This is a genomic window from Haloferax marisrubri (genome assembly GCF_001469875.2).
GTDB lineage: Archaea > Halobacteriota > Halobacteria > Halobacteriales > Haloferacaceae > Haloferax > Haloferax marisrubri.
Map to the genome: position 1 here is coordinate 393,888 of NZ_LOPW02000017.1, position 15,319 is coordinate 409,206.

The window sequence follows — 15,319 nt, forward strand, 5'->3', positions numbered from 1 at the left end:
ACGCGGGACGGGATAAAAGGGTTCGCGCGGGATTTCAGGATTGATAGCCTTCCCCTTCGCGGGGCAACAGTTTCGTCTCCCCGCAGCCAAGGAACGTGTATGCCCGCAGACGACTACCTCTCACCGTCGTTCGTCCTCTTCGTCGGCGGGTTCGTCGCCGCCGTGTTCCTGTTCGGCGCGCTCCTCGCCTTCGTCGCCGCCGCCGGGTCGCAGACCGTCGAGGGACTGGCCGTTGCGCTGGCGGGACTCGGCGGACTGTTTCTCGTCGCGGGGGCCGTCGGTGCCGGAGTGATGCGCTATCGCCGCGGGTCGGGGTCGGCGTCGAAGACGGCGGCGACGGGAAAGCGACGTTAGTCGTACTCGTAGAAGCCCTTGCCCGTCTTCTTCCCGAGGTCGCCCGCCGCGACCTTGCGCTTGAGCAGGTACGCCGGCTTGTAGCGGTCGCCGAGTTCCTCGAACAGCGTCTCGGAGGCGTCCAGACAGATGTCGAGGCCGATGTGGTCCGCGAGGGTGAGCGGCCCCATCGGGACGTTCGTGCCGAGAGTCATGCCGCGGTCGATGTCTTCCTTGGAGGCGACGCCCTCGTCGTAGGCGCGGATGCCCTCGTTGAGCCACGGCATGAGGATGCGGTTGGTGACGAAGCCGGGCTTGTCGTCGGACTCCCACGTCTCCTTGCCGAGGGCCTCGGAGAAGTCGTGGGCGAACGCGACGACCTCGTCGTCGGTCTTCTCGCCGCGGACGACCTCGACGCCCTTCATAATCGGAACGGGGTTCATGAAGTGGAGGCCCACGACGAGTTCGGGTCGCTCCGTCGCGGCCGCGATGGTCGTGATTGAGAGCGTGCTGGTGTTCGTCGCCAGCACGACGCCCTCCGGGACGATATCGTCGAGGTCGGCGAAGATGTCGCGCTTGACGTCCATGTTCTCGACGGCCGCCTCGACCACGAGGTCGCAGTCGGCGAGGTCCGCGAGTTCGGTCGTCCCCGAAACGCGCCCCTTCGCCGCATCGGCTTCGTCCTCGGTCAGTTTCTCCTTCGAGACGAACCGCGAGAGGCTGTCGTCGATGGCCGACAGGCCGCGTTCGACGTACTCGGGTTCGAGGTCGCGCATGACCACGTCGTAGCCGGCCATCGCGGCCACCTGCGCGATGCCGTTGCCCATCGTTCCCGCGCCGACGACGCCCACCGTGTCGATATCTTCGGTATCGTACATGTCGGGGTCTGCGCGAGGTGGGGAGGTAAAACTTGCCGATGCGTTCGGAATAGTGACAGACCCGTGACTTTCACGGGAAGACTCAAGTCGGGCGCAAGAATGGGGACATGCAACGGTGACTGGGGTGAACGACGCCGGCAGACACGAGGAAGACGACGCGGGCGGGGACGGAGGGGAAGCCGTCTCGGACGCGCGCCCGAGCGACGGCGAGGGTGCGAACCGGGCGAACGACGCCGACGAGGGGCCGTCGGACCCCGACGAGGCGCTGACACATCTACTCAGACCGCGAGGTGCCCGCGCGAGCGACGCGGTCCCGACCGAGCTACAGGACCTGAAGTACGTCGGCCCGGCGACCGCCGAATCCCTCGCCGAGTCGAACATCGACGTGGACGCCATCGTCGACGGCGAGGTGTGCTACCGCGACCTCGTCGCCGCCGGTGCGAACCCCGGCGTGGCGGCGAAGATTCGGCGTTGGCACTCGCTTTCGTGGTCGTTCAACTCCGGCGACGACCTCGACCGGCGCTCCTCGCAGGTCCGCGGACTGGGCGACGACGAGCGCGAGTGGGTCGCGGCGAGTTCGGGCGACTGGGACGCGACCGACGGCGCGGCCGACGGCGACGACTCCGGCGATTGGACCCCGGAAGGACGGGCGGAGGCGGCGGAAACGAGCGGCCCGGCGCGAGACGGGGACTGGACGCCGTCGGGTTCGGGCGGCGACACGGACGCGTCCTCGGAGCCGGCGGCATCGGGAGATTGGACACCGAGCGGGCGGCAGACGACGGGTACGTCGGCCGACGGGTCGGGAGACGCGCTCGCGGCCGAGGCGGCGTGGCGCGAGCGGTCGAAGCCCAAGCCGCTCACGACGCTCGCCGACATCGACGAGACCGACGCCGAACTGCTCGCCGAGGCGGGCGTCCGGTCCGTCAGACGACTCGCCACCGCCGACCCGGAACACGTCGCCGACGCCCTGCAAATCGACCCGACCGTCGTCAGCGCGTGGAAGGCGCAGGCGCGCGACGCGATGGAGTGAGCGCCGGTTCTGACTGCTGTCCGAATTTTTACTATCTGAGTAGTAATTTCTATTCGTGCGTTATTTTTCCGTAATATTTTGTTACGAACCTCATAACGACTGAATTCGGCAATATCTCCTAAACCACTCTAGACGCAGTCTTTATATAGGTAGTTACACCATTTTGAACCAGATGATGCCCGGTTCCGATACGGCCGCCGACTCCCCGCAGACGGAATCTCCCGCCCCGACGACGCTCGGGGTCAGCTCTCGATTCGCCGACGATTCGCGCTCGACTCGCCGCCGCCCCGAGGGGTGGGCCTGATGGCGACGACCGACATCAACACCGCCGACACCGCCCGCGACGTACGCACCATCGACCGCGTGGTCGACGTCATCGCGAGCACCGCGCCCGAGATTCGAACCGGCCTCCCCGGCCGCCGCGTCACCGCCGAGGACGAGAACCCGAGCGGCGAGACGCAGATGGCCGCCGACGTGTTCGCCGACGACCTCCTCTGCGAACGCATCGGCGCGCTCGAAGGCGTCGGCGAGTACGCCAGCGAGGAGCGCCCCGAGTCCGTGGACGTGGGCACCGGCCGGCTGTCGGTCGCAGTCGACCCGCTCGACGGCTCCTCGAACCTGAAGCCGAACAACACGATGGGGACCATCTTCGCGGTGTACGAGGCCCCGCTTCCGGCCCACGGCCGCGACCTCGTCGCCGCCGGCTACGTCCTCTACGGCCCCGTCATGACGATGGTCGTCGCCCGAAACGGCACCGTCGACGAGTACGTCATCCACGACGACGCGAGCCACGAACTCGTCCGCGAGGACGTCACGCTCCCCGACGAGGGGTCGGTCTACGGCTTCGGCGGTCGCGTCCCCGACTGGACCGACGACTTCGAGACGTTCGCCCGCGAGGTCGAACAGGACGCCTCGCGAAAGCTCCGCTACGGTGGCTCGATGATCGGCGACGTGAACCAGATTCTGACCTACGGCGGCATCTTTGCGTACCCCACGCTGGAGTCCGCCCCGGAGGGCAAACTCCGCGTCCAGTTCGAGGGCTACCCCATCGGCTACGTCATCGAGACGGCCGGCGGCGCGACCTCCGACGGCACGAAGTCGCTCCTCGATGTGGACAAAGACGACCTCCACGCGCGGACCCCGATGTACGTCGGCAACACCGACCTCGTGGCGAAGCTCGAAGCGGCGCTGGACTGAGCGTGCGCACCTGACCCGTCTATTCGCGGGTCCGACGTGCTGGGCACGTCGGACGTGCCGACTGCAGTAACCCACCAACCGCATCGAGCGAACCGAAACGACCGGGCACACTCGTTTTCCACGGACTCCGCGGTCGATAACGACCGTTCTCCGACCAGACTGCCACCGGTCTCCATTTGACCGACCGGCAAATCGTGCATGGAAAACCATTTTGAATACGGTGGTGCATCACCGAGTATGAAGGTCAGAATCGGCGACGGCGCGACCGGCGACGAGGCCGAGGCCATCGCCAGCGCGCTGGCGCGACACCTCGGGACGGACGTGAACGTCTTCGTCGGCGACGGCGAGGAGGCCGTCGCGGACGCCGAACCGCCCGCGGACGCCTTCCCGCTGGACGACGACATGGGACCCACAGAACGCGAGGAGAAACTCCGCGAGGAGATAGCGGACATTCTCGGCGGCGGCCCCGAGAAGTACAAACAGCGCCTGCCGGAGTCGGGGAAACTGTTCGTCCGCGACCGCCTCGACCTCTGGTTCCCGGAGGGGCTGAAGTTCGAAGACGGCAAGTTCGCCAACTTCGACTCGTGGCACGAGAACTCCCCCGAGGTCGACGAGGCGGACCCGAACACCCGCCTGCCGGGCGACGGCCTCCTCACGGGCGCCGCCGAGTTCGAGGGCCGCGACCTCCACTTCATGGCCAACGACTTCACCGTCAAGGCCGGGTCGATGGCCCGCCGCGGCGTCGAGAAGTTCCTCCGCATGCAACAGCGGGCGCTCAAGACCGGCAAGCCGGTGCTCTACCTGATGGACTCCTCGGGCGGCCGCATCGACCAGCAGACCGGCTTCTTCGCCAACCGCGAGGGCATCGGGAAATACTACTACAATCACTCGATGCTCTCGGGATACGTCCCCCAGATATGCGTCCTCTACGGGCCGTGTATCGCCGGCGCGGCCTACACGCCCGTCTTCGCCGACTTCACCATCATGGTCGAGGGGATGTCCGCGATGGCCATCGCCTCGCCGCGCATGGTGAAGATGGTCACCGGCGAGGAGATTTCCATGCAGGACCTCGGCGGCGCGCGGATGCACGCCAAGGAGTCCGGGAGCGCCGACCTCGTCGCCCGCGACGAAGCGCACGCCCGCGAACTCGTCTCGCAACTCGTCACCTACCTCCCCGACAAGGCCGGCGAGAAGCCGCCGCGCTCCGAGTCGAAACCGCCGCGGTACTCGCCCGACGGCATCGACGAACTCATCCCCGAGTCGCCGAACCGCCCCTACGACGCCCACGACCTCATCGAGCGCGTCGTCGACGCGGAGTCCGTGTTCGAACTGAAACCCGACTACGGCAAGGAAATCGTCACGGCGTTCGCCCGCATCGACGGCCGGCCGGTCGGCATCGTCGCCAACCAGCCCACGGAGCGGTCGGGAGCCATCTTCCCCGACGCCGCCGAGAAGGCCGCGGAGTTCATCTGGACCTGCGACGCCTACGAGATTCCGCTCCTCTACCTCTGTGACACGCCCGGTTTCATGGCCGGGTCGCAGGTCGAAAAGGACGCCATCCTGGAGAAGGGCAAGAAGTTCATCTACGCCACGTCGTCGGCGACGGTGCCCAAACAGACCGTCATCGTGCGGAAGGCCTACGGCGCGGGCATCTACGCCATGGGCGGCCCGGCCTACGACCCGGAGAGCGTCATCGCGCTTCCCTCGGGCGAAATCGGCATCATGGGACCCGAAGCCGCCATCAACGCGGTGTACGCGAACAAGCTCGCCGACATCGACGACCCCGAAGAGCGGGCGCGGATGGAAGACGAACTTCGCGAGGAGTACCGCGAGGACATCGACGCCCACCGGATGGCGAGCGAGGTCGTCATCGACGAAATCGTGCCGCCGTCGAACCTCCGCGACGAACTCGTCGCCCGCTTCGAGTTCTACGCCGACGTGGACAAGTCGCTCCCGGACAAGAAGCACGGAACGGTGCTCTGAGCCGGATCGGGGGGTTAATGCTCCGTTTTTCCGGCGGGTAATCTCACAGTAACTGACCTAAGCGGTTCGTACTGAGGACGGCAGCGGTGCTACGGACCTCATCGTCGGCCGACACCCGTTCCGTTCCGCCCATCGCGCCCCGACAGTCTCGCCGCGACATCGGGAATCGTCGCCTGCCGATAGCCCGCCATGAGCCACGAAGTCCCTCTTCCCGAGACGCCCCGAGCGGTACTCGCACACGCGGTGAGCGACGAGCACGTCCTCTGGACCGTGACGATGCTGGCGTTCGTCCTCGACGTGCTGACGACGCTCTACGGCCTCGGCCGGGGGCTGGCCGAACTGAACCCCGTCGTCCTCGCGCTCATCCCCGCGCTCGGTCCGGTGGGCGCGCTCATCTCGCTGAAACTCGTCGTCCTCGCGGTCGCGGTCGTCGCGTGGCGCGTCCTCCCCAGTCGCTACCGCGGGGCGATTCCAATCGGCGTGGCCGTCCCGTGGGGCGTCGCCGGGCTGATGAACACCCAGCTCATCCTCGTCACGATGTTCGGGTAGGCCGCCGAAGCGACTCGACCAGCACGGCCCACGCGAGGCCCGCCAGCCCGATGTCGCGGGCGAGCACGTCGCCGAACAGGCCGCCTTCTACGACGAAGACGACCGCGAGATAGAGACACGTCGCCGACAGCGAGACGGCCGCGACTGCGCTCGCGAGGGCGGTGTAGCGGTCGGCGACGATGGCCGCCCCGAAGCCGACTTCGAGGACGCCGTTTGCGAGCATGAACGTCACCGGCGAGACGACGAGAAACGGCGCGAGCCACGGGACGACGTAGGCCGACCACGAAAGCGGGTCCAGAAGCTTGTGGACGCCCGCGGCGAACACCATCGCGCCGAGGCCGACCCGGGCGATGGTCGCGGGTTCGGGGGCGCGGGCGGCGACCGAGGCGACCCGGGCGGCGACCGACGCGGTCCGCGCGGAGAGGCCGTCGAAATCCATGTCCGGCCTAGCGACGCCGGGGAGAAAACGGTGCGGGTGGGCGCGGAGTCCGGAACGGTCCGGAGATTCAGGCGTCGTCGGCGCCGGCGTCGGCGAACTCGCGTTTCAGCGACAGCGCCGTCCGCTCGAACTCGCAGACGAGGTCGTCGTCCTGGTTGAACACCTCGACTTTCATCGTCACCACGCCGCGCTCGCCGTCGGAGGTCTCGCGCTTGTCGAGGACGGTCGTCTGCGCCCGGAGCGTGTCGCCGTGGAACACCGGGTTCGGGTGGGACACGTCGTCGTAGCTGAGGTTCGCCACGATGGTCCCGTCGGTCGTGTCGGGAACCGAGAGGCCGACCGCGAGGCTCATCGTGTAGAGGCCGTTGACCAGTCGCTCGCCGAACTGCGAGTCGCCCGCGAACTCGGCGTCGAGGTGGAGCGGCTGCTGGTTCATCGTCATGTCGCAGAAGCGCTGGTTGTCCGACTCCGAGACGGTGCGGCGCTTTTCGTGTTCGATGGTCCGGCCGACCTCGAACTCCTCGTAGTACAGACCGGTCATGGTGAATCGTGTGATAGACCGTGATAAAATCGTGCCGGTCGGCCGTACTGTGTGACAACTATTGCCCCGAGCGAAACTAGATAACAACCATTATAATTATCCACAATAGAGGATTGCGAAAGCGCCCGATGGCGGCCGATTCGACGGTCGCAGCGGGCGCGGGACAGCGCGTCTGTCTCCCGGCTCAGCCGGCATCCGCCCGGCACGAACGCATCATGGCATCCGCAGCACCATCCACCGCGACGGACGACGAACCGACGGAAGAGACAGCCCTCGAGACGGCCCGCCGACAGCTCGAACGCGCGGCGGCGCACCTCAACGTCGACCCCGGCGTCATCGAGCGGCTCCGACACCCGAATCAGGTCCACCGCGTCTCGGTGCCCCTCGAACGCGACGACGGCTCGACCGCGGTCTACACCGGCTACCGCGCCCAGCACGACAGCGTCCGCGGGCCGTACAAGGGCGGCCTCCGGTTCCACCCCGGCGTGACCGAAGCCGAGTGCATCGGGCTCTCGATGTGGATGACGTGGAAGTGCGCCGTGATGGACCTCCCGTTCGGCGGCGGCAAAGGCGGCATCGTCGTCGACCCCAAGGACCTCTCGACCGACGAGAAAGAGCGACTCACCCGCCGGTTCGCAGAGGAGCTTCGGCCCTTCATCGGCCCCACGAAGGACATTCCCGCGCCCGACATGGGCACCGACGCCCAGACGATGGCGTGGTTCATGGACGCCTACTCGATGCAGGAAGGCGAGACGACGCCCGGCGTCGTGACGGGCAAGCCGCCGGTGGTCGGCGGGAGCAAGGGCCGCGACACCGCGCCCGGCCGCTCCGTCGCCATCATCGCCCGCGAGGCCATCGACTACCTCGGCTGGGACATCGAAGACACCACCGTCGCGGTACAGGGGTTCGGCTCGGTCGGCGCGCCCGCCGCGCGACTCCTCGACGACGAGGGCGCGACGGTCGTCGCCGTCTCCGACGTGAACGGGGCTATCTACGACCCCGACGGCCTCGACACCCGCGACGTGCCGACCCACGAGGAAGAGCCCGAGGCGGTCATGAAGTACAACGCGCCGCGGAAGCTCTCGAACGAGGAACTGCTCGAACTCGACGTGGACGTGCTCATCCCGGCCGCCGTCGGCAACGTCCTGACCGCCGAGAACGCCCGCGACGTGCAGGCGAACCTCATCGTCGAGGGCGCGAACGGCCCGACAACCTCTGCCGCGGGCGAAATCTTCGAGGCGCGCGAGATTCCGGTCGTCCCCGACATCCTCGCCAACGCCGGCGGCGTCACCGTCTCGTACTTCGAGTGGCTGCAGGACCTCAACCACCGCTCGTGGTCGCTCGAACGCGTCCACGACGAACTGGAGACCGAGATGCTCCGCGCGTGGACCGCCGTCCGCGAGCGCGTCGAGGAACACGACGTGACGTGGCGCGACGCCGCCTACATGGTCGCGCTCGAACGCGTCTCCGAGGCCCACGAACACCGCGGCCTCTGGCCCTGAGCCGGGTCGGCGACGAGTCGATATTTCACCGCTCCCCTCGATACACACACTATGCCCCGACGCAGCGTTTTGTTCTCCCCCGGCGACCGACCCGAGCTACTGCGGAAAGCCCCCGGCGCGGGCGCGGACGTGCTCGTCTTCGACCTCGAAGACGCCGTCTCGCCCGACAGGAAAGCCGAGGCTCGGGAGACCGTCGCCGCGGTCCTCTCGGCCCCCGACTTCGACCCCGACGCCGAGGTCGCGGTCCGCGTCAACCCCGGCGACGCCGGGCGCGACGACATCGCCGCCGTCTGCGCCGCCCACCCGCCGGACGCACTCGTCGTCCCGAAGGCCACGAGCGCCGACGACGTGACGAGCGTCGCCGGCGCGGCCCGGGAGGTCGGCGCTGACTGTCCCGTCATCGCTATCGTCGAGAGCGCGGCGGGCGTCCTCGCCGCCCCCGAAGTCGCGGCCGCGCCCGACACCGCCGCGGTCGTCTTCGGCGCGGAGGACTTCGCCGCCGACGTGGGCGCGACTCGGTCCGACGAGGGCACCGAAGTGCTGTACGCCCGCGAGCGCGTCGTCGTCGCGGCCGCGGCCGCCGGCGTCGACGCCATCGACACACTCCACGTCGATTATCAGGACGAGGCGGGACTCCGCGAGGACGCCGCGTTCGGCCGGCGACTCGGCTACGACGGGAAACTCGCCATCCATCCCGCGCAGGTTCCCGTCATCAACGAGGCGTTCTCGCCCGACGACGAGGACGTGACGTGGGCGAAGAAAGTGCTCAACGCCCGCGACGAGGCCGCCGGCGAGGGTCGAGGCGTCTTCGGCGTCGACGGCGAGATGATAGACGCCCCGCTCGTCAAGCAGGCCGAAAACATCCTCGACCGCGCCGGCGAGTCGTACTGAGCGCTCCCGAGCCGGCGCGGTCTCCCGTTGCTCGGATGCTCGATTGGTGGCACATTTTATCAATGGGTGTGTGTCTCAATATTGTGGTATGCTAAAATCCCCGCTACGCTTAACCGGATGCCCGGAGCGTATTAGGGCATGGCACAAGAGGCGAATCCCTTCGAGAGTCTGCAGGAGCAAATCGACGACGCGGCCGCCTACCTCGACGTGCGCGACGACGTTATCGAGCGGCTGAAGAACCCGGAGCGAGTCCTCGAAACGAACCTCGCCGTCGAGATGGACGACGGCGAAGTCGAACTGTTTCGCGCCTACCGGTCGCAGTTCAACGGCGACCGCGGCCCGTACAAAGGCGGGATTCGCTACCACCCGAACGTCAGCCGAGACGAGGTGAAGGCGCTGTCCGGCTGGATGGTGTACAAGTGCGCCGTCGTGGACATCCCCTACGGCGGCGGCAAGGGCGGCATCGTCATCGACCCCAAGGCGCACTCCGAGTCCGAACTCGAACGCATCACCCGGTCGTTCGCCAAGGAGCTTCGCCCCTTCATCGGCGAGAACCGCGACATCCCCGCGCCCGACGTGAACACCGGCCAGCGCGAGATGAACTGGATTAAGGACACCTACGAGACCCTCGAAAACACCACCGCGCCGGGCGTCATCACCGGCAAGGCTCTCTCGAACGGCGGGAGCGAGGGGCGCGTCGAGGCGACCGGTCGCTCGACGATGCTCACCGCCCGCGAGGCGTTCGACTACCTCGGCCGCGACATCGAGGGCGCGACCGTCGCCGTCCAAGGCTACGGGAACGCGGGCTCCGTCGCCGCGAAGCTCATCGAGGACCTCGGCGCGACGGTCGTCGCCGTCTCCGACTCCTCCGGCGGCATCTACGACGCCGACGGCCTCGACACCCGCGCGGTCAAGCAGTTCAAAAACGAGACGGGCACCGTCTCCGACTACGAGGGAACGGAGGCCATCACCAACGAGGAACTGCTCACCCTCGACGTGGACCTGCTCGTCCCCGCCGCGCTGGAGAACGCCATCGACGGCGAACTCGCCCACGACGTGAACGCGGACATCATCGTCGAGGCCGCCAACGGCCCGCTCACCCCCGACGCCGACGACGTGCTCACCGAGAGCGAGGTCCACGTCTTCCCCGACATCCTCGCCAACGCCGGCGGCGTCACCGTCTCGTACTTCGAGTGGGTCCAGAACCGCCAGCGGTTCTACTGGACCGAAGACCGCGTCAACGACGAACTGGAGCGCGTCATCGTCGAGGCCTTCGAGGAACTCGTCGACGCCTACGAGACCCACGACCTGCCGAACTTCCGCACCGCGGCCTACGTCGTCGCCATCCGCCGCGTCGTCGACTCCTACGACTCCGCCGGCAACTGGCCGTAGGGTCGGAGTCAGTCGTCGCCTCGGCGGTTTCGTCCTGCCGTCTCGTCGCTTCGCCGCCTCGTTTTCCGACCGTTTCGTCCGCGCTTCTGTGTCCGCCGCGGTCGCCGATATCGCCGATTCTGTGCATGGTGGTGAATATCACTCGAAGCGTCCGATGCCGGGGGATTCAAGTCGGTGTAGGTCGCGTCATTCATCGATGCGTCAGGACCACCTCATCTCCGCGTCGCACCTCTCGCGGGAGGACATCGAGGCGGTGCTCGACCGCGCGGCCGACATCGACGACGACCCGGCCGCGTTCCGGCAACGACACGCCGGGAAGGTTCTCGGGCTCTGTTTCTTCGAGCCGAGCACGCGAACTCGGATGAGCTTCGACTCCGCGATGAAACGCCTCGGCGGCCAGACCGTCGATATGGGACCGGTCGAATCGTCGTCGGTCAAGAAGGGCGAGACGCTCGCCGACACCGTCCGCGTGGTCGAGGGCTACGCGGACGCGCTCGTGCTCCGCCACCCGAGCGAGGGCGCGGCCACGATGGCCTCCGAGTTCGTCGACGTCCCGCTCGTCAACGCGGGCGACGGCGCGGGCCAGCACCCGAGCCAGACCCTCCTCGACCTCTACACCATCCGGGAGAACGCCGGCCTCGACGACCTCACCATCGGCATCATGGGCGACCTGAAGTACGGCCGGACGGTGCACTCGCTGGCCGAGGCGCTGACGAACTTCGACGCCAGCCAGCACTTCATCAGCCCCGAGAGCCTGCGACTCCCCCGGAACGTCCGCTACGACCTCCACGCCTCGGGCGCGCAGGTCAGAGAACACACCGAACTCGACGAGGTGCTCCCCGAACTCGACGTGCTCTACGTGACGCGCATCCAGCGCGAGCGCTTCCCCGACGAAAACGAGTACCGCAAGGTCGCGGGACAGTACCAAATCGACTCGGAGACGCTGGAAGCGGCGGCCGACGACCTCACTATCATGCACCCGCTGCCCCGCGTGGACGAGATTTCGCCGGACATCGACGACACCGACCACGCGACGTACTTCGAACAGGCTCACAACGGCATCCCGGTCCGGATGGCGCTGTTGGACATCCTCCTCTCCCAAGACCGATGACAGACGACCACCAACTCCGCGTCTCGAAGATTCGAAACGGCACCGTCATCGACCACGTCGCCGCGGGGCAGGCGCTCAACGTCCTCGCCATCCTCGGCATCGACGGCACCAGCGGGGAGGCGGTCTCGGTCGGGATGAACGTCCCCTCCGACCGCCTCGGCCGCAAAGACATCGTGAAGGTCGAAGGCCGCGAACTGAGCCAGTCCGAGGTGGACGTGCTGTCGCTCATCGCGCCCGCCGCGAGCATCAACATCGTCCGCGACTACGACGTGGTCGAGAAGAACCGCGTCGTCCGCCCCGACGCCGTCGCGAGTATCATCTCGTGTCCGAACAGAAACTGCATCTCCAACGCCGACGAGCCCATCCAGTCCCGCTTTACGGTCCTCTCGGACGGCGTGCGCTGTGACTACTGCGAGACCATCGTCCGCGAGGACGAAGTCGCGGCCAACCTCGACGTGAACTGACCGTCTTTAGGAGTCGTCCGACGCCCTTTTTCCCGCGGCGCTCGCCTGACAGCGGTGGTCCTCGTCGGCGAATTCGACGCCGTCGAACTCGAAGCGCGCGCCGCCGGTCGCCGCCGCCTCGACGGAGACCGACCAGCCGTGGGCCTCCGCGAGCGACCGGACGATGTCGAGGCCGAAGCCCGTCCCCTCGGGCGAGGTGGTGAAGCCGCGTTCGAACACCCGCGTGACGATGGCGGCGTCGATGCCGATACCGTCGTCTTCGACCGCGAGCGTCTCGTCGGCGGCCGACGCGGTGACGCGGACGGTCAGCGGCGAGGCCCGCTCGCCCGCGGTCCCGTGTTCGACCGAGTTCCGAAACAGGTTCTCGAACAGCCGCTGGAGCCGACCGGGGTCGGCGTGAACCGTCGCGGTCGATTCGACGACGAGCGTCGCGTCGCCCGTCTCGACCGTGTCCCACGCGCGGTGGGCGATTGCCTCGACGGAGACGGGCGTGAACTCGACGACCGCCGTCCCGCGGCGCGCCGCGGTCAACACGTCGTTGACGATGTCGTCGATTCGGGTCAGCGAGGTGGCAACCCGGTCGAGGTTCCCGGAGTCGTTCACCTGTCGTTCGAGGTCGAGAAAGCCGATTGCGACCGAAAGCGGGTTTCGAAGGTCGTGGGAGAGGACCCGCGCGAACTCGCCCAGTCGCTCGTTTTGCTGTGCGAGTTGTTCTTCGTGTTGCCGGCGGGTCGTGATGTCGCGGCCGACGCCGCAGAAGCCGACGACCCCGCCGTCCGGCCCCGTGAGCCGACGGCCGGTGAGTTGGAACAACAGCATGCCGTCGTCGGTCGGCAACCGCGCTTCGACGACGGTCGTCCCCGTTCGAATGACCTCCTCGACGGCGCGCTCGACCGCCGGACGGTCGGCCTCGTGGAAGAACGCGTCCGCCGACATGCCGGTGAGTTCGGCCTCCGACAGGCCGGTGAGTTCCGAGAGTCGCTCGTTCCACGAGACGAGTTCCCCCTCGCGGTCGTAGACGTAGAACACGTCGTCGAGCGCGTCGAGCGCGTCCTCGATGAACCACCTCGCGTCTACTGGGCTCTCGCCCAACTCGACCGCGTCGGTGTCGACCCGCGACCTATGATGTTCGCAGGCGAGACGATGGACTCGCGAACCGAGTCCATCGGCCGAGTCGGTGGTTGCCTCGGCGTCGTCGGTGTCGTCAGCGTCGTCGGTGTCGTCAGCGTCGTCGGTGTCGTCAGCGTCGTCGGTGTCGTCAGCGTCGTCGGTGTCGTCGGTGTCGTCGGCGTCGTCAGACTCCGCCCGTCCGAGGAACTCCTCGCGGACGAGGTAGGCGTCGATAGCTAAGTCGACCAGTTCCGTCACGGAGTGGTCGGCGTCACCGGACGCGAGGAAGACGACCGGGAGGTCGTCGTCCGCCGCTCGGAGTTCGCGGAGCAACGAGACGGCGTCGCCGTCGGGAAACGCCGCGCCGAGGACGAGACAGTCGTACGCGTCTTCGCCGTCGAGGGCGCGGCGGGCGGCGGCGAGCGTCGCGGCCGAGTCGACGACGGCGTTCGGGACCGACCGCTGGACGACGCGGGAAATCGCGCGGTCGCCGTCGGCGGAGAGAACGCGAGGCGGGGAATCGAATAGCATCGGGCGGAAGGGAACGAACTGAACGACTGACAGAATGCCCCCATATAATATAACTTTTCTGCGGGTTTTGTCACTTAATTAACGGCAGCAGAAAACGTGTATCCAGTTTCTGGTCAGTCGTCGCGTGTGTCTCGGTGTCGTAATCACTTAGTGCGGTGCGGTCGAAGTTCTCGGTATGTCCAAGAAGGCCAAACTGGTCCTGGTACTGGCGCTCGTCGCGGTTCTCTACACCGTGTTCTCCGGTAGCGGAGAGACCGTCGAAGTCGAAATCGAAGAGTAACCGATTTTTTCGGCGCTCGGTCGCCTGCGACCGAGTCAGCCCCACTCTCGACCGTTTAGCGACTGCACCGAGGAGCGAGTCAGACGCCCGAGAGCGAACGACTTACCCGACGCCCGCGCGAAGACCGAGCCATGTACGGGGTCGTCACGCGCAACGAAGAGGAAGTCGACTGGCCGGAGTTCGACCGCGGGTTCTACGAGGTCAAGGACGTCACCGGCCGGGCGGCCGAACCGCTGTCGAACGCCGTCAACATGATCTCCTGTTTCGGCGACAACGCCGCCGCCAACGAGAGCCCCGAGTTGGTCCCCGTCGACGGCGAGGGGAACCCCGCGACGCGGGACCGCACGTACTTCGACTGGGCGTACATCTGCCCGACGAACGAGAAGTACCGCGCCGGCCTGCTCGAAATCGTCGAAGACGCCGCCGCGGCCAACGGCGACGTGCGCCTCGACGACGTGGGCTTCCCGCGCGACGAGTACTGCCGGTGTGACCGCTGTACCTCGCAGTTCGAAGCGTGGGCCGACGACCGCGGCCGCGACGCCGACGACGAAGAGGCGTGGTTCGAGTGGCGCGCCGAGGTCATCACCGACTTCGTCGCCGACGCCGCCGAGCGCGTCCCCGGCCGCCTGTATCTCACGCTGTATCCCGACCCCTATCCGGGACATCTCTACCGCCGCGCCGGCCTCGACATCGAGGCGCTCTCGGAGTACGTCGACGAGTTCGTCGTCCCACTGTACGACACCAACTACGGGACGACCTACTGGCTCGAAACCATCGCCCGCGGCTTCGTCTCGCTTCTGGAGCCGTACGATGCCGACTTCTCGCTCGAACTGTACGCCGTGAACGTGGACGTCGACGACCTCATCCACGCCATCGAGGTCGCAGACGAGTACGCGAAGGACGTGCTGTTCGGCTACGACGCGAGCAACGCCGCCGCGACGCTCCGCCGGATGACCGCCGACGGCTCGCGCGGGAAGTCCTACCACCCCGAGGACGCGACCCGCTGAGCGCGAGACTCGGCGGGACTCCACGGAACTCGACGAGATTCGACGCGCCGGCGAAGAGTCGGGGTCGCCCCGCGCTCAGAA

15 protein-coding genes are annotated in these 15,319 nt (G+C 67.3%); 11 read left to right on the top strand and 4 right to left on the bottom strand.

Features of this window, described 5'->3' with window-relative positions; translation table 11 throughout:
• Nucleotides 1-99 precede the first annotated feature (99 nt).
• Complete coding sequence (locus AUR65_RS14205; RefSeq protein WP_058567486.1) at nt 100-354, top strand: hypothetical protein; 255 nt, start codon at nt 100-102, stop codon at nt 352-354.
• Here the strand turns inward: AUR65_RS14205 and AUR65_RS14210 are convergent.
• Complete coding sequence (locus tag AUR65_RS14210; protein ID WP_058567487.1) at nt 351-1,211, bottom strand: 3-hydroxyacyl-CoA dehydrogenase family protein; 861 nt, start codon at nt 1,209-1,211, stop codon at nt 351-353. The two genes, AUR65_RS14205 and AUR65_RS14210, sit on opposite strands and share 4 nt — an antisense overlap.
• Nucleotides 1,212-1,335: 124 nt before the next feature.
• Between AUR65_RS14210 and AUR65_RS14215 the strand changes: the two genes are divergently transcribed.
• The 4 genes from AUR65_RS14215 to AUR65_RS14230 all read left to right on the top strand — a co-directional run bounded on the left by AUR65_RS14215 (nt 1,336) and on the right by AUR65_RS14230 (nt 5,970).
• Nucleotides 1,336-2,241: a helix-hairpin-helix domain-containing protein gene (locus AUR65_RS14215; RefSeq protein ID WP_058567488.1), complete on the top strand. Its 906-nt coding sequence runs from the start codon at nt 1,336-1,338 to the stop codon at nt 2,239-2,241.
• Between the two features lie 303 nt (nt 2,242-2,544).
• A complete protein-coding gene (locus tag AUR65_RS14220) occupies nt 2,545-3,438 on the top strand; it encodes a class 1 fructose-bisphosphatase (protein ID WP_058567489.1) in 894 nt (297 codons plus the stop codon).
• Nucleotides 3,439-3,675: 237 nt separating this feature from the next.
• Nucleotides 3,676-5,421, top strand: a complete 1,746-nt coding sequence (locus AUR65_RS14225; RefSeq protein WP_058567490.1) for an acyl-CoA carboxylase subunit beta — start codon at nt 3,676-3,678, stop codon at nt 5,419-5,421.
• A gap of 189 nt (nt 5,422-5,610) precedes the next feature.
• The gene (locus tag AUR65_RS14230; protein ID WP_058567491.1) at nt 5,611-5,970 is read left to right on the top strand and encodes a DUF5658 family protein; all 360 of its coding nucleotides are present in this window, start codon (nt 5,611-5,613) and stop codon (nt 5,968-5,970) included.
• Here AUR65_RS14230 and AUR65_RS14235 read toward each other — a convergent pair.
• Both AUR65_RS14235 and AUR65_RS14240 read right to left on the bottom strand, forming a co-directional pair.
• Nucleotides 5,954-6,409, bottom strand: a complete 456-nt coding sequence (locus AUR65_RS14235) for a DoxX family membrane protein (RefSeq protein ID WP_084816462.1) — start codon at nt 6,407-6,409, stop codon at nt 5,954-5,956. The two genes, AUR65_RS14230 and AUR65_RS14235, sit on opposite strands and share 17 nt — an antisense overlap.
• 67 nt (nt 6,410-6,476) lie before the next feature.
• The gene (locus AUR65_RS14240) at nt 6,477-6,980 is read right to left on the bottom strand and encodes a MaoC family dehydratase (RefSeq protein ID WP_332888742.1); all 504 of its coding nucleotides are present in this window, start codon (nt 6,978-6,980) and stop codon (nt 6,477-6,479) included.
• Nucleotides 6,981-7,165: 185 nt separating this feature from the next.
• On the opposite strand from AUR65_RS14240, the gene gdhB reads away from it, so the two are divergent.
• The 5 genes from gdhB to pyrI all read left to right on the top strand — a co-directional run bounded on the left by gdhB (nt 7,166) and on the right by pyrI (nt 12,310).
• Entirely contained in the window at nt 7,166-8,452 is a 1,287-nt protein-coding gene (gene gdhB / locus AUR65_RS14245; RefSeq protein ID WP_058567568.1) for a glutamate dehydrogenase GdhB, read from the top strand.
• Between the two features lie 51 nt (nt 8,453-8,503).
• Nucleotides 8,504-9,343 (top strand): HpcH/HpaI aldolase/citrate lyase family protein, encoded by an 840-nt coding sequence (locus AUR65_RS14250; protein ID WP_058567493.1) that lies wholly within the window; start codon nt 8,504-8,506, stop codon nt 9,341-9,343.
• A 138-nt stretch (nt 9,344-9,481) separates the two neighbouring features.
• Complete coding sequence (locus AUR65_RS14255; protein ID WP_058567494.1) at nt 9,482-10,735, top strand: Glu/Leu/Phe/Val family dehydrogenase; 1,254 nt, start codon at nt 9,482-9,484, stop codon at nt 10,733-10,735.
• A 196-nt stretch (nt 10,736-10,931) separates the two neighbouring features.
• A complete protein-coding gene (gene pyrB, locus AUR65_RS14260) occupies nt 10,932-11,846 on the top strand; it encodes an aspartate carbamoyltransferase (RefSeq protein ID WP_058567495.1) in 915 nt (304 codons plus the stop codon).
• The gene (gene pyrI / locus AUR65_RS14265; protein ID WP_004043480.1) at nt 11,843-12,310 is read left to right on the top strand and encodes an aspartate carbamoyltransferase regulatory subunit; all 468 of its coding nucleotides are present in this window, start codon (nt 11,843-11,845) and stop codon (nt 12,308-12,310) included. The genes pyrB and pyrI overlap by 4 nt, the downstream gene beginning before the upstream one ends.
• Before the next feature lie 6 nt (nt 12,311-12,316).
• Here the strand turns inward: pyrI and AUR65_RS14270 are convergent, their stop codons facing one another.
• Nucleotides 12,317-13,951, bottom strand: a complete 1,635-nt coding sequence (locus AUR65_RS14270; RefSeq protein ID WP_058567496.1) for an ATP-binding protein — start codon at nt 13,949-13,951, stop codon at nt 12,317-12,319.
• 411 nt (nt 13,952-14,362) lie between these two features.
• On the opposite strand from AUR65_RS14270, the gene AUR65_RS14275 reads away from it, so the two are divergent.
• On the top strand, nt 14,363-15,238 hold the full coding sequence (locus tag AUR65_RS14275) for a hypothetical protein (protein WP_058567497.1): 876 nt from the start codon (nt 14,363-14,365) through the stop codon (nt 15,236-15,238).
• The last annotated feature ends 81 nt before the right edge of the window (nt 15,239-15,319 follow it).

Bases quoted from the DNA above. Each gene is read 5' to 3' on its own strand.
- AUR65_RS14205 (WP_058567486.1), top strand. From the start codon at position 100: ATGCCCGCAGACGACTACCTCTCACCGTCGTTCGTCCTCTTCGTCGGC.
- AUR65_RS14210 (WP_058567487.1), bottom strand. From the start codon at position 1,211: ATGTACGATACCGAAGATATCGACACGGTGGGCGTCGTCGGCGCGGGA.
- AUR65_RS14220 (WP_058567489.1), top strand. From the start codon at position 2,545: ATGGCGACGACCGACATCAACACCGCCGACACCGCCCGCGACGTACGC.
- AUR65_RS14225 (WP_058567490.1), top strand. From the start codon at position 3,676: ATGAAGGTCAGAATCGGCGACGGCGCGACCGGCGACGAGGCCGAGGCC.
- AUR65_RS14230 (WP_058567491.1), top strand. From the start codon at position 5,611: ATGAGCCACGAAGTCCCTCTTCCCGAGACGCCCCGAGCGGTACTCGCA.
- AUR65_RS14235 (WP_084816462.1), bottom strand. From the start codon at position 6,409: ATGGATTTCGACGGCCTCTCCGCGCGGACCGCGTCGGTCGCCGCCCGG.
- gdhB (WP_058567568.1), top strand. From the start codon at position 7,166: ATGGCATCCGCAGCACCATCCACCGCGACGGACGACGAACCGACGGAA.
- AUR65_RS14250 (WP_058567493.1), top strand. From the start codon at position 8,504: ATGCCCCGACGCAGCGTTTTGTTCTCCCCCGGCGACCGACCCGAGCTA.
- AUR65_RS14255 (WP_058567494.1), top strand. From the start codon at position 9,482: ATGGCACAAGAGGCGAATCCCTTCGAGAGTCTGCAGGAGCAAATCGAC.
- pyrB (WP_058567495.1), top strand. From the start codon at position 10,932: ATGCGTCAGGACCACCTCATCTCCGCGTCGCACCTCTCGCGGGAGGAC.
- pyrI (WP_004043480.1), top strand. From the start codon at position 11,843: ATGACAGACGACCACCAACTCCGCGTCTCGAAGATTCGAAACGGCACC.
- AUR65_RS14270 (WP_058567496.1), bottom strand. From the start codon at position 13,951: ATGCTATTCGATTCCCCGCCTCGCGTTCTCTCCGCCGACGGCGACCGC.
- AUR65_RS14275 (WP_058567497.1), top strand. From the start codon at position 14,363: ATGTACGGGGTCGTCACGCGCAACGAAGAGGAAGTCGACTGGCCGGAG.